Raw genomic sequence first — 23,253 nt, forward strand, 5'->3', positions numbered from 1 at the left:
TGGTCAGGCGACGAATAACATTCCCACCTGATAGACTACAAATGCAGCGATGTAGGCAAGAATAGTCATGTAGCTGAAACTGAAAGCGGCCCATTTCCAACTGTTTGTTTCTCGGCGAATCACCATCAATGTCGAAACACACTGGGCACACAACGCAAAGAAGACCATGATCGACAGGGCGACAGGAACGTTAAAGACCTTCGTTCCATCCGGCCATTTGGATTCGTGTAGTGCATCCCGTAAGCCATCATCTTCTTCATCGACTTCACCACCCAGGCTGTAAATGGTCCCCATGGTCGCGATGATGACCTCGCGGGCCGGAAAGGAAGCGACGACGCCGACTCCGATTTTCCAGTCCCAACCGAGCGGTTTCACGACTGGTTCGATGACATGGCCTGCTTGGCCGAGGAAGCTGGTTTCGATTAAGGTCGCACTTAGATGCTTGTTTCTCGCCTCAAGAGTGGCGATGCGATCGGCATCGGCTTCTTCATCCAGAGTTTCGAGTTCGGTTTCAATGGCGTGCTGTTCAGTGTGGTCGCCCGGGAAATATCCGGCGGCCCAGATAACGAGCGTCGCGGCGAAAATCAACGTGCCCGCTCGGACAACGAATGCTTTCGCACGATCATAAACACGGAAGGAGACGTTGCGAATCGAAGGCCATTTGTAATCGGGAAGTTCCATTACGAAGGGGGGAGCTTCGCCTTTGAATGCGGTCTTTTTCAACAGGAAGGCAACAGGAATGGCGACAACTGCCCCAACCAGGTGCATCAGAAAAATAACGAGTGCAGGCAGAGTAAAGTCCCAGTACCCACCTTCGGCGAGTACAGGCATTGGAATCTGAAACAGAACAACCGAAGGTACGAAGGTCATCGTGAGCAGCCAATAGACCGGGAATCGGGCGGTACAACTCATCAGGGGGGCGATCAGCATGGTAACAATACGGTCACGCTGATTCTCGACGACCCGTGCTGCCATAATTCCTGGAATGGCGCAGGCAAACGAGGACATGAGCGGCAGAAATGATTTGCCACTCAAGCCGAACAGACGCATAAAACGGTCCATCATTAGCGCAGCGCGCGCCATGTAACCGGTGTCTTCCATGATGGAGATGAACAGAAACAGGAAGACGATCTGCGGCAGGAAAATCAAAACTCCCCCCACACCGGCGATGACTCCATCGACCAGAAGGCTGCGAAGAGGTCCCGGTCCAATACCGGCCTCGACCCAGCCTGCTGCCGTTTCCTGTCCGTATTCGCACCAGCCCATCACCGGTTCTGCCCAGGTAATGATTGTCTGAATGATGAGGAACATCAGGGCGAAAAAGACGACCAAGCCAAGAATGTTGTGGGTGAGGACCCGGTCGATATGGTCAGAAGCAGAGCGGGGTTTGACATCTTCATCGACGACGAAGAGCCCGGCCATGATCGATTTTGCCCACTGATAACGACATTCGGACTCGATCCTCGGAACAGTACAGTTTTGTTCTTTCAAGTTTTCACGAATACCAGTTAGAAACTGGGCGAACTCCGGCCCCGTTTTTTTCAAGCATCTTTTCTCGACGGACCCATCTTTGTCCAGAATGAGTCGTTCGACCTCGTAATCTTCGAATATATCGACGCCAGACTCTGTAAGCCGTTGGCGAACTTTTTCCATCGCCTCGTTGAACGGGGCAGGGAAGACATTCAGTCGTTTGGGTTTCGGTTTCGCTTTGAGGAGTTCGGCAAGAGCCTGTTTGATTTCTTTCGTGCCCGTTCCTTTACGAGCGACAGCAGGAATGACGGGAATCCCCAGTCGAGACTGGAGTTCCGCCAAGTTGAATTCCTCGCTTCGTTTTTTCAGCGAGTCCCACATGTTCAAGACGAGGATCGCAGGAATACCCATGTCCAGAATCTGGCTGACCAGATAGAGGTTTCGTTCCAGATTGGTGGCATCCGCAATACAGATGACGGCATCTATCTCACCAATAGAAGGGGCATGGCCCATCAAAACATCGACGGAGACCATTTCGTCGGGAGTACGCGGAGAGAGGCTGTAGGTTCCGGGCAGGTCGATCAGATCGATTTGCTGACCTTCCCAGGTGACGCGTCCGATTTTCTTTTCAACCGTCACACCGGGGTAGTTGCCCGTGCGGGTGTTCATTCCGGCAAGAATATTAAACAGAGTGCTTTTGCCGGTATTCGGGTTACCAATGAGGGCGACTTGACTGGTGCGCGTGGCGGGAGGAGTGGTAGTCATAAAAGAAGGCTGGCTCCAGTGAGAGCGGATGGAATGCTGGAACTCCGGCTGAGGCTGTTCGCGCGGAGGAATGTACCAGATGGTCTCACTGCTGGCAGGTTATTGGAGGGTAAAAAATTCGGTCTGAACAGGATGATTTCAGATCGTGTGTAACTTCAACTTTGAGGTGGATCAGTTCACGAGTTCGACTTCAATACGGCTTGATTCTTCCGGTCGCAGGGCGAGGCGGAAACCTCGAGTCAGGTAAGTCGCAGGCTGTCCGAATGGGGCGCTACCGACGTATTCCACTACTTCTCCCGCAATCAGCCCCATTTCCATCAACCGAATGGAAATACCATCATCGCCGTCGACTCGAGAGATGCGCCCCCGTTTTCCTTTGGCGAGCTGGTTGAGTTTCAGTAGATTCATAATCAATTCATCCTGGCATGGGCCGAAGTCTGATGGAGACAAGTCTGTTAGCGTCATCAAGTTGGAAAACGCGATCCGGGTTTCATCGAAGGACCTTCCTAATTCTAACAGGCAGCTTGGTGGAAGAGAACTGAGACTCAGTCTCACGCAAGTGGTTTTAAGCCAGAAAGTCAGACCCGATTTCGGTTAAGGGTACAAAAAATCCCCGTCTTCAGTGCTTTTGGACTGAGGACGGGGATTTGGCTGTTTAGGAGTGATGGTCGAACCTCGCAGGTAAGACTATCTCGTATTAACCTGCTTTCGCAGTGAGCTCTTCCAGCGTTTTGGTTGTGGATTCGAGCTGTTTCTTCGCTTCTTCCGTTTGCACTTTCAGCTCTTCCAGCTGTTTCGCGGCGGCTTCGGCTTTCACTTTGGCTGCTTCACTCGCTGCTTTTGCAGCTTCCGTTTCAGCCAGAATCTTCTGGGCTGCTTCCTGTTTAGGAGCGGCGGCCTGTTTCTGATTTTCGGCTGATAGGCCTGTCAGGGCAGCTGCTTTGGCCGTTTCCTGTGCTTTGTGAATCGCAGCGATAGCTGCCTGGGCGGCGGCATCAGCCTGTTTCTGTGCTTCTTCGGCGGCTTTGATTGCTGCCTGTGCTGCCGCTTGAGCAGTCGCGGCTGCTTCAGCGGCGGTTTTGTTCTGAGCTTCCTTGTCCGTAGTTGCTTTAGCTGTCGCTTCTGCTTCCGCGGTGGCTGCCGTGGTGGCGGCTTGAGCTGCTTCCAGTTGTGTGGTGTTTTCAGCCAGCTTCATTTCAGCGGCTGCTTTTTCCTGCTTGGTCGCTTCGATCTTCGCCAGCAGTTGTTCCCGCTCCACGACGAGATTCGGTATGATTGCTACTTCAGGATTCGCTTCGATGAATGCTTTTACACCGTCGTAATTGACTTCGGTTTCCCAGATGTACAGCTTCTTCAGTGAATCCAAACTGTTCAATTTAGGTAAACCGGCGTTGGTGACCTTGGTGCCGTAGACGTTCAGATATTCCAGCGCTTTCAAGTTAGCGAGGTGATCGAGCCCGGCGTCGGTAATGCTGGTTTTTTCGAGATGCAGCTTGGAGACATTCACTAGACCAGTAATAAGAGCGAGTTGATCGTCTGTAACAGGCTTGTTTCGCAGGTTTAAATGGACAATCAGGCGTGACAGAGGAGCCAGCGCTTCTAATCGTTCGTTGGTCACGTCACCGTCGGACAGGTGGTAGGCAACTTCCAGGTGTTTGTCTTCCTGGGACAGCTCTAAAACATGGGCGCCCAGCTCGCGTGCCTTGGCAATTGCGGCTTCTTCTTCGGGAGTGAAGGTGATTTCTTCCGCTAACAGGGCACCGGAACTCACAATAAAGATGAATAGCAGGGCGAGCAGATGAGAGCAGTGCTTCAGCGAACTGGCGTGGCGATTACGGAAAATAAGCATAATCCGGGAGTCCTCTTGGCAACTAAAACAGGGGTGGGGGGACCGTAAGATCTTGTTTGAAAATAGGTTACGGTATTTCTTCTGGGTGAGATCCAGGGCCGGGTGCGATCTTAACGGCTGGAATCGCCGTAATCCGCAATCCTGACCAGCTCTCCCTATATTAACACACCGATTCCGGCGTCGGAAAGATATTGGCCCCCGAAGTAGATAAAAAGTCATTGATCTGTTGAATCTGACCGGTTCAATCTGCAGAGCCGGTCCTGCCTGAAATGGTCTCGCCCTAAATTCTGTTTTTAATTATGGTTCCAGCCGCAAATGGATTTCGAATTCCGGCACGGGGTACTCCGCAGCCTGGCATTCGTGCGAAATAGATTTTCTCAGGAAGGATTCCTGTTTACTCATGGCTACTGGTTCAATTCCCAACCCCCGGTCCACCCCCATTCATGCACTGGGAGCACTGGTGCTGAAGGCGGTTGCCGGTTTGGGGAACTTTTCCCTGTTTGGTTACGACACCGTCCGTTGGACGCTCGTGGCGCGACCACCGAAATCGGTCATCTTACCTGCCATGTATCAGATTGGCGTCCGTTCGATCTCGGTCGTAATGGTTACCGGATTTTTCATCGGCATGGTGCTTGCCGTTCAAACATATGACCAACTTCACATGATGGGCCTCGAAAGTCGATTGGGCTCTGTCATTAACGCCACACTCGTAAAAGAGCTTGGGCCTGTACTCGCCGCCACGATGCTGGCCGGTCGAGTCGGCAGCGCGATGGCGGCCGAACTGGGAACGATGCGCGTGACCGAGCAAATCGAAGCGCTTCGTGCTCTCGGTGCTAACCCGCTGCAATACCTGGTCGTGCCCCGATTCCTCGCTTGTGTCTTGCTGATTCCGCTGCTGACCGCGATTGCCGATTCACTCGGGATTTTTGGTGGCTGGCTTTTCGGGACGCAGGTTCTGGGCGTGAACACCTTTTTCTACTGGCGATATTCGTTTGAATTTATTACGGCTTATGACGTCCTGTCGGGAATCACCAAGAGTTTCTTCTTCGGTGGTGCCATTGCTCTGATTGCCTGCCAACGTGGATTTAACTGCGGGTCGGGGGCAGAAGGAGTAGGGCGTGCGGCGACAGAATCCTTCGTTTACTCGTTCGTGGTGATCCTGATCCTCGACTTCTTCCTCGGCATGTTCATGAACAGGTTGTACTACGTCCTGTGGCCGGTCGAAATCACCTTGTCTTGATTTTACTTTTTGTTCTGGTTGCTTGTTGTCCTGAATTTGAAGAGCACACCGCGAATGTCAGTTTCCTCCACCATCGATCCTCCTATCATCGCCCTCGACCGAATCTTTCGTTCGTTTGGGGCTCAGAACGTTTTGCGCGATCTCTCGATTGAAGTGGAGCGGGGCGAGACGCTCGTACTGATTGGCGAAAGTGGTTGCGGCAAAAGTGTCACGATGAAACTGATGATGGCTTTGATGGAACCGTCAGCGGGGGATGTCTTCTGGGGCGGAACGAACATCAATGATCTGAGCGAATCCGAGCTGCAACGGCAGCGGTTAAAGTATGGTTATCTGTTCCAGGGGGCGGCGCTATTTGACAGCATGAACGTATTCGAGAACATCGCCTTTGGCGTGCGTCAGAATACTCAAATCAAAGAACCCGACATCCGTACGATCGTGCATCAATGTCTGCGCGATGTCGGTCTGCCCGAATCGATCTGCCAGAAGAAACCGGCGGAACTTTCCGGCGGGATGAAAAAACGAGTCGGTCTGGCACGGGCGTTGGCACTTGGGCCAGAGGTCATGTTCTATGACGAACCGACAACCGGGCTCGATCCGGTCATGACCGATGTGATTAATCAGTTGATTATCCGCACACGAGACAAGAACCGGGTGACTTCGGTCGTGGTAACTCATGAGATGAGTACGGTTCGCAAAGTGGCCGACCGTGTGGTAATGCTGTATCCCCTAGTGCGGTTAGGGGTTGATGAACCTCAGGTCATCTTCACTGGCACACCGGAAGAGTTATACGATTGCGAAGACCCGCGCGTCTATCAGTTTGTGCGGGGAGAAGCGGAAGAACGAATACAGGAATTGACGTCCGTTTAAGATCGCAACTCCTTATTGGCTCATCAGAAATAAGACGGAAGTTCGGCTTCCGATTGATCATAGAGACTTAGGTATTGAATTATCATGAGTGAACAACAAATGCAGTTCCGAGTCGGGCTGTTTACGATCGTCGCACTCGGACTGATGGGAGTGATGGTTTTTAAATTCGGTCAGCTTGATCGTTACTGGAAAGCGTATTACACGGTACAGGTTGATTTCGAGAACGCGGGAGGGATCTATCCCGGTACCCCCGTGAAACGGCACGGTATTCAGATCGGTCAGGTCAATGATCTGAAACTCGTTCCCGGCGAGGGTTATGTGAAAACGACGATTCGTATTGCGGAAGAATACCCACTGTCGAATGACGTCGAACCGCGCGTGGTCCGTTCTTTACTCGGTGGAGTGACCATCGAGATGACGGGGGGAACTGGTGGGGAACTGCTCGTCGATAACTCGCTACTTACGGGGCGGGCGGCTGCGGACCCGATGCAGATCGTCAATAACATGGAGAAGAATGTCACCAAAACATTGAATGCCTTCGCGGCGACCAGTGAGGAATGGCGTGTCGTGGGGACGAATGTAAATTCATTGCTTGAAAACAATCACGATAAGATCGACCACGTAATCGAACAGTCATCGGAATCGTTGGAGCAGTTCGCCCTGACGATGAAGCAGATGAACCGGGCGATGGAATCGCTTAATGTGACCATCGCCGATCCACAGAACCAGGAGAACCTCCGCCGTACACTCGCCTCGATGCCGAAGCTGGTTTCCGAAACAGAACAGACGATCAAGCACATCCGTCTGGCGGTGGATCAGGCGGAAGGGACGCTGGGGAACATGCAGACCCTCACGGAACCACTCGCGCAACGGAGCAATCAGATCGCCCTCAACCTGGATGGTGCAATCCAGAATCTGAATTCATTAACGGGCGAGCTTAACCGGTTCTCGCACATGGTCAATAAATCGGACGGCACGCTACACCAGCTTGTTAGCAATCCCGATCTCTACCGGCATCTGGACAAGTCCTCGCAGTCGATCAACATCCTGCTGGAGAACCTGGGACCAACGTTACGCGACCTGCGTATCTTCTCCGATAAAGTCGCCACTCATCCCGAACTGCTGGGTGTAAGCGGTGTCTTCAAAGGCAGCGCCGGCGTCAAAGAAGCCCCCGAGACAGGGCAGGGGAGCAGTCCGATTCGCCAGACAAGCGGAGCAATGGATTACGGACGATCGCGGAAGTAGCTCTCTGGATGAAAAGATATTCAAATATCTATCCAGAATCTTTTCTTTCGTGGACGGTCGGACGCTACATCAATTAAGTTTTCAAAGCGGCCCCCGTTTTTGAGGATAACTCTCTCTGAGGGGAGGTTATCTTCGTCGCAGGTAATCAGAATGCGACCAATTTCGCGGGCGACTGTTGTTTCCAGTAAAAGCTTGAGTATCTTTGTCGCGAATCCCTGATTGCGGCACGAAGGGATAACGTAATAACCAACGTGCCCGCCCGTCTCATCAGCATCGAAACGAACTGCGATTCTCCCAATGATGCTTTCAGCTTCGATGGCCCAATAAACGATTCCAGGCGAACGCCTCGGAGGTGGATTGGTTTTGTATTGGATGAGCCGTTCGACATACTCTTTGAATGATATCTCGTCGAATTCTTCGGATTGGGCACCAAGATAAATCAGCGAAGTTCGATCCCTTTCCGTGGTGAGCTCCGCGAGAGCTTTTCGGAAGGCTGTTTCTCTACGAATATTGGGGGAAATGAGATTTACGATCGTCGAATTCCTGCTATGAGCCGGCACTGGAAGATACTATGCCATCTCTTTAAGAAGTCTTTTATTACGGATAGATGCAATTGAATCTATTTGAAGAAGTGTGGAGAATACTGAGAGCAGAAGGTCTGACTTGTGGTTGGTATCAGTCCATTCTCATGTGCTCATTTGTAATTGTTACTGTCCAAGTTGTCTAATATTCTCCATGCAGTATTTGGACTCACATTGCGAAACTTTTCAAGTAAAGAATTTGTTTGAGACCAACTGTAGATCCGTTGGCTGAACCTCTCCTCAGTGCCGTGAATATCCCTGACAACGATGAAGAATTCGTATTCATGGTCGACATGTCTAGTAACTTCGTTAACCATTCGTGAGGCAGGATGGATTGCAACTTCCACATAGCTTGAGAAAACCTCACGCCTCAAGGTAACTGCCTCGTGTCCCTTATGACAATAAATGTTGCAATCACTCTCCTCCGAATCACTGTCTCTAGTCAAATGCCAACGATGACCGAAATCGCAACAATACTCCCAAAATGCTTTCATGTCATGATTCCTCGATGATAGTGAGTTTACATGGCCGAATTGTTGATCGTTCTCATTAGTAGCTGCCATACAAAAAAAGCCACGTTTCCCTTGCGGAGAAACGTGGCTTTTCAAGATTCCACTCTTTAAACCTGTTCGTTACCCGGCTTGTCTTGCCTGGTGTTGATTGAGTTTGTTGTACAGAGTCTTGAGGGCGATGCCCAGTTCGCTGGCGGTTTTGGGTTTGTCGCCTTCGTGTTTGTCGAGGACCTGAAGGATGAATTCCATCTCGACTTCGCGGAGCGTTTTCTTTTCGTCCACGGCGGACCTGATCGAAAACGTTTGCGGGCGGTTGAGAGACAGCGTTGTTTTACCGGCGGTCTCGCGGATACTGGCGGGGAAGTCTTCGGGGGTGATTGGGTTGCCACCGGAGAGGATAACCGCGTGCTCCAGGACATTGCCCAGTTCACGAATGTTGCCGGCCCATTTATGGGAGAGCAACAGTTCGATTGCTTCCGGAGTAATGATGTCCGGAGAGATTTCGCTCCGTTTCATGTGCCGGGCAATCAGGTGCATTGCCAGTTCGGGGATGTCTTCGAGACGTTCCCGCAGGGGAGGAAGTTGTACTTCGAATGTGTTCACGCGGAAGAGCAAGTCTTCCCGGAACGTTTCTTCGATCACCATCTCCTGCAAGTCCTGGTGAGTCGCACAGACGACACGCACGTCGACGATTTTCGGATCGTTGTCACCGACGCGGCGAATTTCACCCGCTTCCAGAAAGCGAAGTAGTTTGACCTGCGTTGATTTATTGAGTTCCCCCAGTTCGTCCAGGAACAGAGTACCACCGTTGGCGACTTCGAACAGACCTTTGCGGTCGGTATCGGCACCGGTGAAGGCTCCTTTACGATGTCCGAAGAGTTCGGATTCGACCAGGCTGTCCGGAATAGCGCCACAGTTGACGGCAACGAACGGGTTGCTGGCTCGGTTGGACTGTTCATGAATCGAGCGAGCGACCAGTTCTTTACCAGTCCCTGTTTCGCCCAGAATGAGGACAGTGGAGTCGGTGGGGGCGACGCGGCTGATCAACTTTTTGACCTGCTCCATCGGCTGAGAGTCTCCAATCAGCTTGGTTTCCCCTTCCACGACTTTCAGGCGTGATTCGAGCGCAAGAGTCTTGTTTTTGAGGGCCAGTTTCTCTCCCAGGTTCTGCAGTACGTTGTTGATTTCAAACAACCGGCAGGGTTTGGGAAGGAAGTCGTAGGCACCCTGACGAACGGCTTGAATCGCCTCGTTCAAATCACCGTGCGCAGTGCTGATGATGAACTCGGTGTTCGGGCTGTTTTCGTTCAGGTATTCGACCACACCCCAGCCATCGACTTTGGGCATACGCAGGTCGATAATCGCCGCATCGTATTCATTCTTTTTGATCGCTTCGATTGCGTCGGCGCCATCTTCGCAGATGGTTACGTCATGACCCATGCGTGGAAGTTCCAAACGCATGACATCACGGATCGCCGCTTCATCATCGACAAATAGAATGCGGAGTTTATGTTTTGGGTTGGAAGCCAACGATATCTCCTTAATCGTTGTAAATTTCGATAACCTTCGAATCCCTTCGAAGTTTCAGGGGACGGGTTAATAACAGAAATCGCAAAACGTGACAATCTGTTCTTTCCCTCTGAAGTGAAAAATATGCAATCGATTGAAATCTTTTTTAGATAAGCAGTTAGGTGAAATGGGATTGACAGGAATTGGAGAGAGAAGGGAGCTCAGGCGGCCCGTTTCAATTGCTGAGTCAGTCTTTTAGGCAACCGGATATGGAAGACTGAACCCTGTCCGACGCCCGGACTTTCGGCATTCAGCGATCCACCGTGATCGGAAATAATTCGGTTGCTGATGGACATGCCGAGGCCCGTACCTTTGCCATCTTTACGGTTTGTGTAAAACGGTTCGAACAGATGATCGATTGTTTCCTGCGCCATACCATGACCATCGTCTCGGAAGGTGAGAAGCAACTCTTCCGATTTTTCGTCGAGTTCAATCCACAGTTTTCCATCGGGGTCCATCGCCTGCAGGGCGTTGGAGACAATATTGATAATGACTTGTTTGATTTCCGGTCCATTGACGACGGCGAAGCAGGGGGTTGCCCGGTCGAATTTCAATTCCCGGTCCCTGTACTGGCTCATGTGGAAGACCATCTCGAGGACTTCATTAATGAGAGCGACGATATCCGTCCGTTTTCGCTCTTCATCCTGCCCGCGAGCGAACTCCAACAGCTTATGAGTGATGTCCTGGCACCGTTTTGATTCCCGGCAGATCATGGTGAGGTAATGCTGAGCGGCTTCAATATCTTCTTTTTGTTCTGGAGTCGGATTGAAGTAGGCAAGTCGATCGGTGATCGATTCCGAAGCCATGCTGACGGCGGACAGGGGATTGTTGATTTCATGAGCGACACCTGCGGCGAGGAGGCCAATATTGGCAAGTCGTTCGGACCGGACAAGCTGTTTACAGCGGGCGTCGATTTCCTGCTCCCGATCTTTGACCATGTCTTGAAATTTGTCCGCCATCTGGTTGAAGGACTTGGCCAGCTCTCCCATTTCGTCTTGGGTTTCGACTTCCACCCGGTGCCCGGTGTCCCCATTGGCAATGCGGGAGGCTCCCTGACGTAGTTTCCGTAAGGGGATGACGACGCCCAGGTTCAGGCGAATCGTGAGATAGAGGAACATGCCCAAGACGACCAGGGCGGTGCAACCCACCCACCAGAAGCCGGCATTGTAGACTTCGGTCGCTTCTTTCAGGGTGTTCTCGAGGTTCTCTTGGTGTTCCGGGAATTCACCAGCGACATTCAGCAGGTCGAAGGTTTGTTTTCGCAGAAAGGCGATGGTTTCGTCACGTTGTGCAGGTGAATCGAGCCCTGCATGGACTGCTTCCATTTCCCTGATTTCATCGCGCATTGTGGCCAGTGTGCGATTCATACGGACACGAACCAGGCTGTAGCTGGTGGTGTTGGGGAGGATGTCGAGTTTTTTTTGCAGCTTGGTGAGTTTTTGTTTCGCAATCTCAAGCTGAATGCTGAATGCTTTTTTCTGACCGAACCAGGATGTCTGGTCTTCGGTGACTTCGACGTTCAGGGGTTCGGCGAGGTGGGCGATGGTGGAGAGCAGTTCCGACCGTCGAGGCGCTTCATTGATCGCAAACTTGAATTCCGAAACCGATTGGCGGTAGGAATAGAGACCGTTTAACCCGCTGAGGGTGAGGACTACGATCATCAACGCGACGATGAATAGTCCACCGGAAAGTTTGCGCCGAATAGAACGGCTGAAGAACACGGTGACCTCCTTGTCCCTGCAAAACGTGGCATTTCGAGAGGCGATTTGCTGGGGATACCCAAATGTAAACGAGTATAAAACCCCAATCGACCGCCAAGTCGAAGCAGCCTGGATCGAAGTTGATCGGCACATTCCATGTGCACTCAGGCGATGAAGTTTGTAAAGTTTACATAGGCAGCGTCTGCCCCGCAACACTTTTTTGGTGACGAATTCCCGAAAGACGTCATGACGAGAATCAGGAGCGGATACGAACGCTGTTTCTGAGTGGAAAACGCAGGCGAATTTGTGTTGAAACGAGTTATTCACGACAACTTATGCTTCGCCGAGTTTTGCTCGCTACTGCTTATTCACTACTGCGATGTTTTTTCAACGAGACCATGAATCGCTGAATCAGGTCTCCATATTTGCTGATCGCCTCTTTTTCGGATTTTTCGCGGAGAGCAGAGCGGGCGTCGATCAACGTGCCATCAACCTTGTTCCAGTTGATTTGCCACTTTTCTTCCTGAGCCGTTCGGATCAGCTCTTCGGACACAGCGTCGAGCTGTTTGAGAAAGTTCGTGCTCAAGGAAGCGGAAGCGCTGCGATAAGGACGCCAAACTACGGTCGAAGATTCACTTGGGGTATTATCGTCGACTGGTAGAGGAACATCGTGGCGATGTCGCCAACGGCTCCAGAGCAGGTAAGTGAGGGCACAACTTACACTGGCGACGGTCATGAGAATGCTGGCCGGAACCCACTTCTGCATGAGAAGCAGTAATACCCCAGCCATGAAAGTGATGATCGTGGTGAGTCCGGCAAACCGACCTGCAGTGACTATCCGCTCGAATGATGGATTGTCGCCGTTATCTGCGTTCACGTCGGGAAGTTCAGTACTTACCTCGGCGACGATCACGGTGATGTTGTCGACTCCGCCCCTCAGATTGGCGAGATTCACCATCAATTTGCAGGCTTCGCCAGCATCGAGCGAGCTGCAGATCATGCCTATTTCATCATCGGAAAGATGGCCTGTGAGTCCATCGGAGCAGACAATGTAGGAATCACCGGGCAGGACAGGGTAGGGGCCTTCGATATCAACTTCGACTGCCGGTTCCGGGCCGAGGGAGCGAGTGATGACATGTCGTGAGCGACTATACAAGCTGGGATCAATATCCCCTTTGGCCTGTTGCTTCAGTTCCCATTCCAGGCTGTGATCGCAGGTGAGTTGGTCGATGCGTTCGCCGCGAACACGGTAAACGCGACTGTCTCCAACATGTCCAGCGATCGCGCCGTGTGGTCCAAGCACAAGCGTGGAACAAGTGGTTCCCATGCGCTGAAATTCGTGGTTGGCAGCAGAGCGTTCGTAGATGGCGGAGTTAGCAGCGACGATGGCTTGCTGCAGATTTTCTAGTGGTACACCTTTTGGATGGGACTTGTAGAAGTTGTGTGGGACGGTATCGACAGCAATTTTACTTGCCAGTTCACCGACAGCGTGGCCACCCATCCCGTCGCAGACAATAAAAATGTGGCCGTGCGATTGCCACAACTCTTTGTCCTTGAGAAGCCGAACAGTTAGTGAGTCTTCGTTGTTCTGGCGTCGAAACCCGAGGTCGGTCAAACTACCATACTGAATACGCTGCTCCCAAAGCATTCGCGATTCCTGACCGTGCTGTTATCTATTTTCTGTTTAGATAATGTGTTGATTTGGATTCAAGGGGGTGGATTCAGATTTCGAAGACAGGTCAACCTGCTGGTCGTAATCGTTTCCGAGAGCCACCGCAATTCAGCGAGACGAAGGCGTCACCGGACTGCGAAGTTCTGATGTTCCTGTGTATCGACTCTCTTCATTATTAGTCTGAAGTTCTTTATAGCTTAGATTATCGTAACTCTTTGGAACCGTTCAAGTAAAGTAACCGTTATGCGGTTTAGATTGTTTTATGGTCATCAGTCAGAACGCCGATTCGGTGGAAGATGACGAAAAATGGAAGACGATCTTTCTCCTTCGATTTAATAAGAGGGCTTTACTGTGGAGGGGTCTGTGCTAAAGGCAGGTTGACACTTCTTCAGTAGAGTTCTAAGCTCAAGGCTAAGGAATTCGCTTCGGTCTTCGTTTTTATTGCGAGAATTTAAACGCGTTTTCTGTGCGGGTCATATCATCGTTTTTCAGCCTTGGGACTTTGGAATATGCATAAGTTTACGGCTCTGCTTTCGTCTCCTGCGTTTCAACAGCAGGCAGTTACTTCACCATTGGTTCCATCAAGGGGCAGTCTACTTCGAGCCTGGTTGATACCAGTTTGTTGTATCTGTTGTACCTCGCTGTATACGACTGCTGGCTGGTCTCAGTCTGAGAAGAAAGACGATGCCGATCAGGTAACGATCGAGCGGGAACCACTCACAATTAAGAAACCGGATGAGTATCAGTTTCGGTTTCATCTCTCTCCGAAAAAAACAGCGGAACTACTAGCTGCGACTTCCGGTACGATTAAACAAGTCAACGCGGCTCCAGGAGCACAATTGAGGGCGCAGGCGACTTTGGCGACGGTGGATGACACGCGACAGCAGTTGCAATTAGCAATTGCGGCAGCGCGGCTTAATGTTTTGAAAGAGCAGAAGCCCTCCGAGGATTTGACTGATAACGTGCTGAATGCGCAGCGGGAATTGGCTCAGGCGGAGTTGGAGCTGGCAAAATATGAACTCTCGTTGACGGAGATTTTCATACCTTTCGATTCCAAACTGGATCGACTTTACCAAGAGCAAGGGGCCTACGTCATAACTGGTACTGCGATTGGTAGAGTGATCGATGAATCTCAGTTGACTGTTCAGTTGCCGTTGGAGCGTCAGGAGATCAAACAGGGGGATTCAATTTCGATTCAAGTAGAATCCGAGCAGGTGAATGCCAAAGTGGCTAACATTTCGGGGCTTCCCGCTGAGTGGGATGCATTACGCGATCTTGCCTCGTCTGTCGCTATGATGACCTGTGTGATTGAGAACAAAGACGGGAAATATCAGGCGGGACAGACTGTTTTTTCCCCTGTAATTCCACGTCATGCAGTGGCAGAAGTCGAATTGGAGTCTGTGAGTAACGGGGACCAGGGTGGGCGGAAGGTTCAGATCATCCGGGACCAGACCATTCGGAATATCAGCGTCGAAACGCTGGGGCAAGTCGGATCAGAGCGGGTGTTTGTCAGTGGTCTGTTTATCGAAGGTGACGAAGTGATTAAAGGCAGTTCCGTTGAACTCAAAGAGGGAACGCTTGTTCAATCGGTCTTTGATTCCGAAGACGCGCGAAGCGGAAAACGTTCGTCGGCGCCAAAACGGAGCAATTCCCGGCAGCAGGAATTTTAGTGTTGCCACTCTCGTGCTATCATTCGTTAAGATAGAAAAGCCTGGCTGACTTCTCCATTTTTGCTTATGGTGTAGGTAGTTAGAACGCTTCACTCGTCTGTGTGGCTGCAAGAAAACTCAAACTTTATTGCTGTTTCAACGAATGGAGTGCGCCGGGAGCAGTGTTCCTGTATCTCTCGGTTCTGCCCCGAATCGCTCTAATTAGTCTGTCTTTCGATTGAGTTTCAATCGCGAAAGGTTTTCGGTGTGTCTGAAGAAGCCCATTTAGTTGATGAATATGAGTTGCTCAATTGCATCGCCACCGGAACGAATACTCAAATCTGGGAAGTCGTGGAGCAGGGGACGAGCCGACGTTTCGCGATGAAATTGATGCTCCCGGAAGCGTACGACTCTTCGCTGCAGCGAGGAATTATCAAGCACGAAGCGAAAGTCGGGCAGGCGATCGGGCATCCGAATATCATTCAATTTCAGCATTTCTCAATGAAGAAACCGCACGGTTATATCCTGATGGAGTATTTCCGGGCGTTGAATTTGAAGGCGCAGATCCGGAATGATCTCGTGGGATTGCAGTCGCGATTGAAAAAGGTTTTAGAAGGAGTATGTCAGGGTCTGTCTTCGATGCATGACAAAGGGTGGATCCATCTGGATGTAAAACCTGACAATATTCTTGCGAACAAAAGCTGCGAAGTGAAGCTGATTGACTTTTCACTCGCAAAACGTCCTGGCGGCGGATTTTTAGGCTCAAATAGTCGAAAACCAATCCGTGGCACCCGCACTTATCTGGCTCCAGAAACGATCCGGAAAAAAGCTCCCGTGCCTGCGACAGACATCTACAGCTTGGGGATTTCGATGTATGAGATCCTGACGGGTGGGGTACCTTTCAGCGGAACGTCTCCTGACCTGCTGTTGGAAAATCATTTGGTCAGGATTCCCTTGCCACCTTCCAAGACGAATGAAAATGTCACGCCGGAGGCAGACGCTCTGGTTTTAAAAATGCTGAATAAACGGCCCGAAGACCGCTTTGTGACGGCGCACGAGTTTTACAGCGAACTTCGCAAAATTAATTTATTCAAGCGAGAGCCATTGGAATTACAGGCCGAACGGAACCGTATCCGCAAGGAAAAAGAGGCCGAGGAGCTCGCTTCAGACGAAGCGAAGCTCGATAGTCGAGCAGACGCATTACGGGTTCAGAAGGGCTTGGCGACAATTACTGCGAAAGGTCCAGCGCCCAAACCAGCCGCCCAGGAAAAGCCAGCGGCTCCCAAACCGGCATCGCCAGCTCCAGCTGCGGCTCGTCCGTCACAATCACCCCCTGCACCTTTGCCTCCTGGGCAGAGTGGGCAATTTACGATGCCGCCCGGGCAACCCGCTCCTGGTCAGCCTTACCCAGGGCAAGGGTATCCCAATCAACCCTATCCTAACCAAGGTTATCCCAATCAAGGATACCCGGGGCAAGGCTATCCTCCACAGGGCTATCCCGGCCAACCCTATCCCGGCCAAGGTTATCCAGGACAACAGGTTCCGGGACAACCAGTTCCGGGACAACCTTACCCAGGTTATCCCAATGCACCCACCGGTGAACCGGCAGGTCAGGTACCCGGTCAACCATCAGTTCATCCAGGTCAGGGGGGGGCTCAACAACCCGGTCAGCCCGCTACTGGTCAGCCCACACAGAATCAGCCCGCACCACCACAGCAACGGCCGAATCTTGGGCAAAACGCTCCGCCTAGCCCCCCCGCTGGGGGAAGTCAGATTCCCGGGCAGCAACCTAAACCGTCTCAGCCACCTAATCCGGCACAGAAAACGGTGCTAACTCGACCGGTTCCGCCACCTGTGCCCGAGGAACCGGGTGACGATCTGCCCGAAATGGACGAATTACCACCAGTGAGTTGAGTCGCTGAAAAAATTGGATCAACGGGTGGATCTGGTGAGGAGCTGGGTGACTTAGCGTGCCTTTGAGGTGTGGTCCTGTCACTCTTATCATCATAATCAGGGATTCGTTGATGATTCTCCCGGTTCCGGAGAGGCTACTGACCAGGCAGACCTTGCGGAAGAATCCAACAGAAGGAATTGCTCCTCTTGAGGTCTCTCGGGAAAGAAAGTATTGTTTACGCCTCAGGAAAACTTCACGGGTAGTACCCTTTTATAGCTTAAGATAAAGACAACCGGCTGATGTCCAAATTGCAACCTCTACCGTTTGAGCGACCTATTTTCGAGATGGAACAACAACTCGAGAATTTGGAAGCTAAGCCCGAACCCTCCTCCGAGACACTGGATGCCATACGCAATATGCGTGTGGAAATCGCCCGGTTGAAACGCGAAATTTACGAAAACCTCGATCCGTGGGACATCGTAAAGGTCGCTCGTCATCAGGAGCGCCCCCAGACATTGGACTACATTGAACTTGTCTTTGATGAGTTTGTTGAGTTGCACGGGGACCAGGCATTTGGAGATGACCGATCCATTCTGACTGGTTTTGCCAAACTGGATGATCACAAAGTAATGCTTGTCGGGCATCATAAAGGAAGAAATCTGAAAGAACGCAACGAGCACAATTACGGTATGGCCCATCCCGAGGGTTATCGAAAAGCACTTGAGAAAATGAAGCTGGCCGCCAAGTATGGTTTGCCGATCATCAGTCTGATTGACACTTCAGGAGCTTATCCCGGAGTAGGGGCCGAGGAGCGGGGGATCTCACGGTATATCGCGATGAATCTGCGCGAAATGTCCGTACTGAAGACTCCCGTGATTTGTGTGGTTATCGGAGAAGGGGGGTCCGGAGGGGCGATCGGGATTGGAATCGGCGATCATGTCTGCATTCTACAGTACGCCTACTATTCGGTAATCAGTCCCGAGGGCTGTGCAGGCATTCTCTGGAAACATGCTAAGCACGCCGACAAAGCAGCTCGGGCGTTGCGATTCACCAGTAAAGATCTGCTGGAGTTCGGCATCGTAGATGAAATCATTCCCGAGCCACTGGGCGGAGCGCATCGCGACCATCGGGAAATGGCTCGCACGCTGAAGTCCTCTTTGATCCAGAACCTCAAAGAGTTGGGCAGCCGACCGATTGATGAATTGCTCGACGGGCGATACCAGAAGTTTCGTCAGTTCGGACGTTTCGAAGAAGAGATTGCGACGCAGGCCGAAGACGCAAGCCAATCGTAGCCATGCCAGACTGAAAGCAGCACGGTAAGACAGACTCAAGCGAACGCGAATGACGCCAGCCTAATGGTTTCATTCGCGTTTTTTGTTGCAGTGCCTTGAGCAGAGGCAGAGTGCTACCCGTGGAGAAACCCTGATATCAAGACTATATTCAACGTCCGATAATGTCTGTTATGTTGTGTTTTGTGTCAAAAAATGTCAATACGTGGCAAGGGGGTTTCTGGTGCTCGGGCCTGCTCTTCTGGGTGGGACAGTGTGAAGTTTTGGCTGGCTGCTGACTTGAGGTTACGATTCGAGAGTTTGGTGGGTACGGTTCTGGGTTCGCAAGGTCAGCGATTGAGGCAGCTACATTTGGTCGCCCGTTTGCGTACGGAACCGGGTATGGTGTCAGGCTCGTCTTTGATTGTGGGCTCCACAGATTGATTTCTTGCCTGAGGATTTGAGTCTTGGGATTAGCGTCGAAGCGGAATCGTTGATTTGTGAATGTGAGAGCGTTCGGCAACCATGGTGATCAGGCTGGTAGATCGTAGTGATGTCTTGATGTCGCTGGGTTATTCGCTCGGTGAGGCTTCCCTGTTTCGAGCTTCAGTTGGGAGCAGGAAATCCCTGGTGTCGTTCTCCCTGCTTGATTTCCTGTCCGGAAATATTTTTGCGGTTTTTGTTAAATCGTGCAAAAATGACAAAGTGCTGTTTAATTTGCATTGTGTGTAGCGTATCTATATATAGAGTTCCGATATATATTGGAGGAGGGTGTTGGCTGCAAGGGAATTACAGGGTTGTCCCGATGGCTCTTTTATTCCGGAGGCGCTCCCCTGCTTTGCTTGTCCTTCAGGAGGGTGACAATGACAGATAAAACGAGTGAGAAAGCGTCGATCGACAAATTTGATTCTCAGCTCATGCGTGGGAGTCTCGATCTGATGATTCTCGCCGTGCTTGATCGCGACCGGCAGTACGGGTATTCAATCCTGCAGGAGCTTCGCGACGCCTCTGCTGAGAAAGTCGATCTCAAGGCGGGCACACTCTATCCCATTCTGCACCGACTCGAAGCCGAGAAGCTGATCCGCAGTAAATGGGATGAATCGACGGGCCGCAAACGTAAATGGTATGAGCTGACCAAGGCAGGCCACAAACGGTTACAGCAGCAGGCACAAACCTGGCACGCCTACGTGAACTGTATCCAGTCGCTGTTGCCACCAAGTCTGGCTCAACCACTTCCCGCGACTTGAATTGTTTCATTCAGGAAGGATGACCCATGCCCGAACACGAATTTGAATTGTACCTCTCCCTGCTTTCCCGTTTTCTGAAGTTGAATTCTCAACAGCGGGAGGAGATCGCCGAAGAGCTTCGTGGTCACCTTGAAATGCGACTGGAGGACCTCGCTAAAGAGGGTCACTCCCGCGAGGAGGCCATTCGAATTGCTCTCGATGAAATGGGAGACGCCGGGGAACTGGCACAACACTTCTCAACCATCTCAAAATCACGTCGAAGGAAAATGATCATGCGATGCACATTAGGAACAGCGGCGGTACTCGCCTGTGGGCTTGTTTTGTTTACCGCGTTCTGGAACGAACCCGACCGGCCGAGGCCTATGGCCAATTTGGTTGCGGAAGATGAGGGCGGCGGAACTTTGCCTGAATCGGGAAAAACGAAACCTATGGATTCTTCAGTGCAGAAGAGGCCAGCAGAAGTATGGGAATTGGCAGAGAAGGTGCGGGTTTATAAGAGTGAAGAGCTTGAACCGTGGGATGAGCAGTTAGAAAGTCAGTACGAATTGGACTTACAGGGACTCTCACTGCAGGATGCATTCGATCAAATCTCGGATCAAGGGGGATTTCTCATTGTAGTGCACAACTCAGTTACAGCTAGTTTGGGAGATCTCATTAGTATTGAAATCGAAAAGAACTACACCAATTTGAAGTTGCGTCAGATTTTGTACCTCCTGTTGGCTCCACTTGAACTGACCTATGCTCCGAAAGACGGAGTCTTATACATTTTAACTCAAGATGAGACGCAGGATAACTCTGATTTTTTGCAGGTGCGGATGTATGACTGTCGTGATTACCTGTTAGTGACCGTTCCTGATCCTCAGAACAATCCCGAGAAACTTGCTGAGAAGATGCATCATCTAATGAACCTGGTGATGCAATTCGAAGGTGAATGGAAGACGGCTGGCGAAGGTTTGGGGACTATTCAATCGATGAATGGTGTACTCGTCATCAAACAAACGGCAGATGCCCATGCTGCCATTGAACAATTGTTAAATCAATTGCGGAAACCCTATCTCGATGTAGCGCATAATAATTCAGCGGCCTCCCAAATCGACTTCGGACCGGAGCGGCTATTCAAACTGGAGCAAAAAGGTCAGTCTTCAATCGAAAAAACTCCTGAGCTAGGTTCCCTTTTTTGAAGAATCCCCCTCTCCTTGCTTACTAAACCAAAACTTCCCTGTAACCCGGTGGATTTTTTTATGTAGTTCTATCCCACTCATAATTTCACTTTAAAGGTAGCTGGCCAGTAAGGAAGAAACGGATTGATGTTCTCTTCCGAATGACAGCCTTTGCGGGAGTCGCTAAAATCAGGTTGCTTATAACCCATTGGTTTCGAATATTGCGTTCCCCCAGCCTGATGTGAATTATGCCTTCCCGTTCCGAACAGATTCTTGAGCAGTATTTTGGTTTTCCCGGTTTTCGTTCTCCGCAGGGAGAAATTATCGAAACCGTCCTGAAAGACGAGCACGCGCTGGTCATCATGCCGACGGGGATGGGGAAGTCGCTATGCTTTCAGATTCCTGCGTTAGTGTTGGGAGAAGAACCGGTGCCGGGAGCGGCTCTTACCTTGGTGATTTCCCCCCTGATTGCTTTAATGAAGGATCAGGTCGATTCCTTGAAACGACGAGGAATCAAGGCGGAATTCATTAACTCGTCGCTATCGCGGGAGGAGCGGGAAAAACGGTATCGCCAGGTTCGCGAAGGGAATTACCACCTGCTCTACGTCGCTCCGGAACGGTTTCGGAAATCGGAGTTCGTGGAGGTGATCCAAACACGAAATGTGCGTCTACTGGCCGTGGATGAGGCACACTGCATCAGTGAATGGGGACACGATTTTCGACCAGATTACACCCGTCTTCGAGAATTTCGGCAGATGGTCAACAATCCCACAACGATCGCGCTGACGGCGACGGCGACTCCTGATGTGCAGCAGGATATTATCAAACAGTTGGGCCTGGAACCTGACGAGATTCGCCAGTTCCACGAAGGGATCAACCGGCCGAATCTCCATTTGAATGTGGTCGAAACCTGGGGAGATGAAGAGAAGCTGGAACAGATCGAAAAGGCGATCGATAAATTCAACGATACATCCGGCAGCGGGATCGTTTACTTCACATTGATTAAGACGCTGGACGAGTTCAGTAACATGTTACTCGCCAGAGGTGTCCCCCACCTCTGTTATCATGGAGATCTGGAACGGCGTCAGCGTCGACGTGTACAGCGTGACTTCATGGAGAATCCGAATACGATTGTACTGGCGACGAATGCTTTTGGGATGGGAATCGATAAAGAAGATATCCGTTTCGTACTGCATGCAGACTTACCTGGTTCGATGGAATCGTATTATCAGGAGATTGGTCGTGCGGGACGGGATGGGCTCGACTCCGACTGTACGTTGCTGTACGAAGAGCGGGATCTGGCGACGCAGATGGAATTTCTGCGCTGGAGCAATCCGGATTCAGATTATTATCAGCGGGTCTACGACCTGATCCAGCATGAAACAGAAAAGCTGGATGCCTACGGGATCGACTGGCTCCGTGAAGAGCTACATGGTCGGAAAAAACATGATTTCCGGCTCGATACCGTACTATCGATGTTTGATCGATTTAATATTCTCACTGGCGATGGCCGACGGCAGTCGCTGCGCATTACCGATGCTCTCCCCCCTGCTCTGCAGGATGAAGAACGGTTAGCGGCCAAACTCCAACGGGATCAAATGAAACTGCTGGCACTTGTTCAATATGTGCAGCATGAAGGAGACCGCAAGGAATACATCCATCATTATTTCGGGCTTCCGTATCCCGGGGCGAATTCTTAATTCACTATGCGATTTACAGTGGTATTCACTGTGTTATCCACGTTATTCACTTAATCCACGGCGATATTAACGGCGGTTCCTGTTTGGTATGACGACGGCCCCGGTTTGAAAAGAGAATCTTTCTCAAACCGGAGCAGCGCATGAAACAGAAACATCACCCTGCCCGGCCAGAGTTATGACCAGATGGGGAAACGCTGAGCGATAGAGATGATCGCGACGATACTGGATAGAGAGACGAGTACCGTGTTGATGATCTGGCTTTCTTTCCGCAGAAAGAGGTTTTCTGATTTGTTGGGCAGTTTTTCCATGTACTCACTGAAGTAGAACATGGTGTTACCGAGCAGAAACAGAATGAAGAAGGTGCGGACCAGGCTTTGTGGCAGAACGAAGCTGCTACCAAGCAGGACGCAAACGCTAGTGAGGCGAAGCATCATGCTTACGTTGCTTTTGGATAAATCGTGAGTTTCGTTTGCAGAAGCTTCAGCAGTATTCATTGTCGTTTCCATTTCATTTCCCAGTCTTGGTTAAGGTGGATGTGAAAGCATGTCGGTAAGGACAGGCTCTCTGTTCTGTTTCAAAGGAATTGTTGATTTCCAAAGAGTGTTGATTTTTTGAAACATAGTTCACTTTCGGCAATGTAGTGAGTTTTTTTTGAAACTTATTAAAAAAACGATTGCGGAGTTTAGCGTCCCAACACCTGAATCTGCCTTCACTTGCATCCTCCTTGTGAACCCGCATACATTGGAAGCGCCTGCAGGCCGGTGAATTCGATTGTGTAATCCGCTCTGGATGTATCGATTATCCTGTCCCCTGTTGACCCCCTCCTAGTCCTCCTTTCTGATAAATCGTCCCGTATCTATATGCC

The 23,253-nt window shown here is 51.0% G+C and carries 17 protein-coding genes; 9 read left to right on the forward strand and 8 right to left on the reverse strand.

The features are described from left to right. Nucleotides 1-3: 3 nt before the first annotated feature. From feoB to Pla110_RS07560, 3 genes are all read right to left on the reverse strand, one after another. Nucleotides 4-2,235: a ferrous iron transport protein B gene (gene feoB, locus Pla110_RS07550; protein ID WP_144994782.1), complete on the reverse strand. Its 2,232-nt coding sequence runs from the start codon at nucleotides 2,233-2,235 to the stop codon at nucleotides 4-6. Between the two features lie 171 nt (nucleotides 2,236-2,406). After that, complete coding sequence (locus Pla110_RS07555) at nucleotides 2,407-2,643, reverse strand: FeoA family protein (protein ID WP_231742947.1); 237 nt, start codon at nucleotides 2,641-2,643, stop codon at nucleotides 2,407-2,409. 289 nt (nucleotides 2,644-2,932) lie between these two features. Beyond that, nucleotides 2,933-4,084, reverse strand: coding sequence for a leucine-rich repeat domain-containing protein (locus Pla110_RS07560; RefSeq protein WP_144994784.1), 1,152 nt, complete (start codon nucleotides 4,082-4,084; stop codon nucleotides 2,933-2,935). A 400-nt stretch (nucleotides 4,085-4,484) separates the two neighbouring features. Here Pla110_RS07560 and Pla110_RS07565 point away from each other — a divergent pair, with 400 nt between their 5' ends. From Pla110_RS07565 to Pla110_RS07575, 3 genes are all read left to right on the forward strand, one after another. After that, complete coding sequence (locus Pla110_RS07565; RefSeq protein ID WP_144994786.1) at nucleotides 4,485-5,324, forward strand: MlaE family ABC transporter permease; 840 nt, start codon at nucleotides 4,485-4,487, stop codon at nucleotides 5,322-5,324. Between the two features lie 54 nt (nucleotides 5,325-5,378). Further along, nucleotides 5,379-6,191: an ABC transporter ATP-binding protein gene (locus Pla110_RS07570; RefSeq protein WP_144994788.1), complete on the forward strand. Its 813-nt coding sequence runs from the start codon at nucleotides 5,379-5,381 to the stop codon at nucleotides 6,189-6,191. Nucleotides 6,192-6,275: 84 nt separating this feature from the next. Further along, nucleotides 6,276-7,436 (forward strand): MlaD family protein, encoded by a 1,161-nt coding sequence (locus Pla110_RS07575; RefSeq protein WP_144994790.1) that lies wholly within the window; start codon nucleotides 6,276-6,278, stop codon nucleotides 7,434-7,436. 20 nt (nucleotides 7,437-7,456) lie between these two features. Here the strand turns inward: Pla110_RS07575 and Pla110_RS23120 are convergent, their stop codons facing one another. The 4 genes from Pla110_RS23120 to Pla110_RS07595 all read right to left on the reverse strand — a co-directional run bounded on the left by Pla110_RS23120 (nucleotide 7,457) and on the right by Pla110_RS07595 (nucleotide 13,446). Further along, complete coding sequence (locus Pla110_RS23120; RefSeq protein ID WP_144994792.1) at nucleotides 7,457-7,996, reverse strand: GNAT family N-acetyltransferase; 540 nt, start codon at nucleotides 7,994-7,996, stop codon at nucleotides 7,457-7,459. A gap of 653 nt (nucleotides 7,997-8,649) precedes the next feature. Next, entirely contained in the window at nucleotides 8,650-10,059 is a 1,410-nt protein-coding gene (locus Pla110_RS07585; RefSeq protein ID WP_144994794.1) for a sigma-54-dependent transcriptional regulator, read from the reverse strand. A 200-nt stretch (nucleotides 10,060-10,259) separates the two neighbouring features. Continuing rightward, the gene (locus Pla110_RS07590; protein ID WP_197440570.1) at nucleotides 10,260-11,819 is read right to left on the reverse strand and encodes a sensor histidine kinase; all 1,560 of its coding nucleotides are present in this window, start codon (nucleotides 11,817-11,819) and stop codon (nucleotides 10,260-10,262) included. Nucleotides 11,820-12,162: 343 nt separating this feature from the next. Continuing rightward, a complete protein-coding gene (locus tag Pla110_RS07595; RefSeq protein WP_144994798.1) occupies nucleotides 12,163-13,446 on the reverse strand; it encodes a PP2C family protein-serine/threonine phosphatase in 1,284 nt (427 codons plus the stop codon). A 533-nt stretch (nucleotides 13,447-13,979) separates the two neighbouring features. Here Pla110_RS07595 and Pla110_RS07600 point away from each other — a divergent pair. The 6 genes from Pla110_RS07600 to Pla110_RS07625 all read left to right on the forward strand — a co-directional run bounded on the left by Pla110_RS07600 (nucleotide 13,980) and on the right by Pla110_RS07625 (nucleotide 22,388). After that, nucleotides 13,980-15,140 carry an efflux RND transporter periplasmic adaptor subunit gene (locus Pla110_RS07600; protein ID WP_144994800.1) on the forward strand — a complete coding sequence of 387 codons (1,161 nt, stop codon included), beginning with the start codon at nucleotides 13,980-13,982 and terminating at the stop codon, nucleotides 15,138-15,140. Nucleotides 15,141-15,386: 246 nt separating this feature from the next. After that, nucleotides 15,387-17,033 carry a serine/threonine protein kinase gene (locus tag Pla110_RS07605; RefSeq protein WP_197440571.1) on the forward strand — a complete coding sequence of 549 codons (1,647 nt, stop codon included), beginning with the start codon at nucleotides 15,387-15,389 and terminating at the stop codon, nucleotides 17,031-17,033. 279 nt (nucleotides 17,034-17,312) lie between these two features. Beyond that, nucleotides 17,313-18,305 (forward strand): acetyl-CoA carboxylase carboxyltransferase subunit alpha, encoded by a 993-nt coding sequence (locus Pla110_RS07610; protein WP_144994804.1) that lies wholly within the window; start codon nucleotides 17,313-17,315, stop codon nucleotides 18,303-18,305. A gap of 839 nt (nucleotides 18,306-19,144) precedes the next feature. After that, nucleotides 19,145-19,528 carry a PadR family transcriptional regulator gene (locus Pla110_RS07615; protein ID WP_144994806.1) on the forward strand — a complete coding sequence of 128 codons (384 nt, stop codon included), beginning with the start codon at nucleotides 19,145-19,147 and terminating at the stop codon, nucleotides 19,526-19,528. A gap of 26 nt (nucleotides 19,529-19,554) precedes the next feature. Next, complete coding sequence (locus Pla110_RS07620) at nucleotides 19,555-20,709, forward strand: permease prefix domain 1-containing protein (RefSeq protein WP_144994808.1); 1,155 nt, start codon at nucleotides 19,555-19,557, stop codon at nucleotides 20,707-20,709. A 227-nt stretch (nucleotides 20,710-20,936) separates the two neighbouring features. Beyond that, entirely contained in the window at nucleotides 20,937-22,388 is a 1,452-nt protein-coding gene (locus tag Pla110_RS07625) for a RecQ family ATP-dependent DNA helicase (protein WP_144994810.1), read from the forward strand. Between the two features lie 173 nt (nucleotides 22,389-22,561). On the opposite strand, the gene Pla110_RS07630 is transcribed toward Pla110_RS07625, so the two are convergent. Beyond that, on the reverse strand, nucleotides 22,562-22,882 hold the full coding sequence (locus tag Pla110_RS07630) for a hypothetical protein (protein WP_144994812.1): 321 nt from the start codon (nucleotides 22,880-22,882) through the stop codon (nucleotides 22,562-22,564). Between the last annotated feature and the right edge of the window lie 371 nt (nucleotides 22,883-23,253).

It is taken from the genome of Polystyrenella longa, from assembly GCF_007750395.1.
Lineage (GTDB): Bacteria > Planctomycetota > Planctomycetia > Planctomycetales > Planctomycetaceae > Polystyrenella > Polystyrenella longa.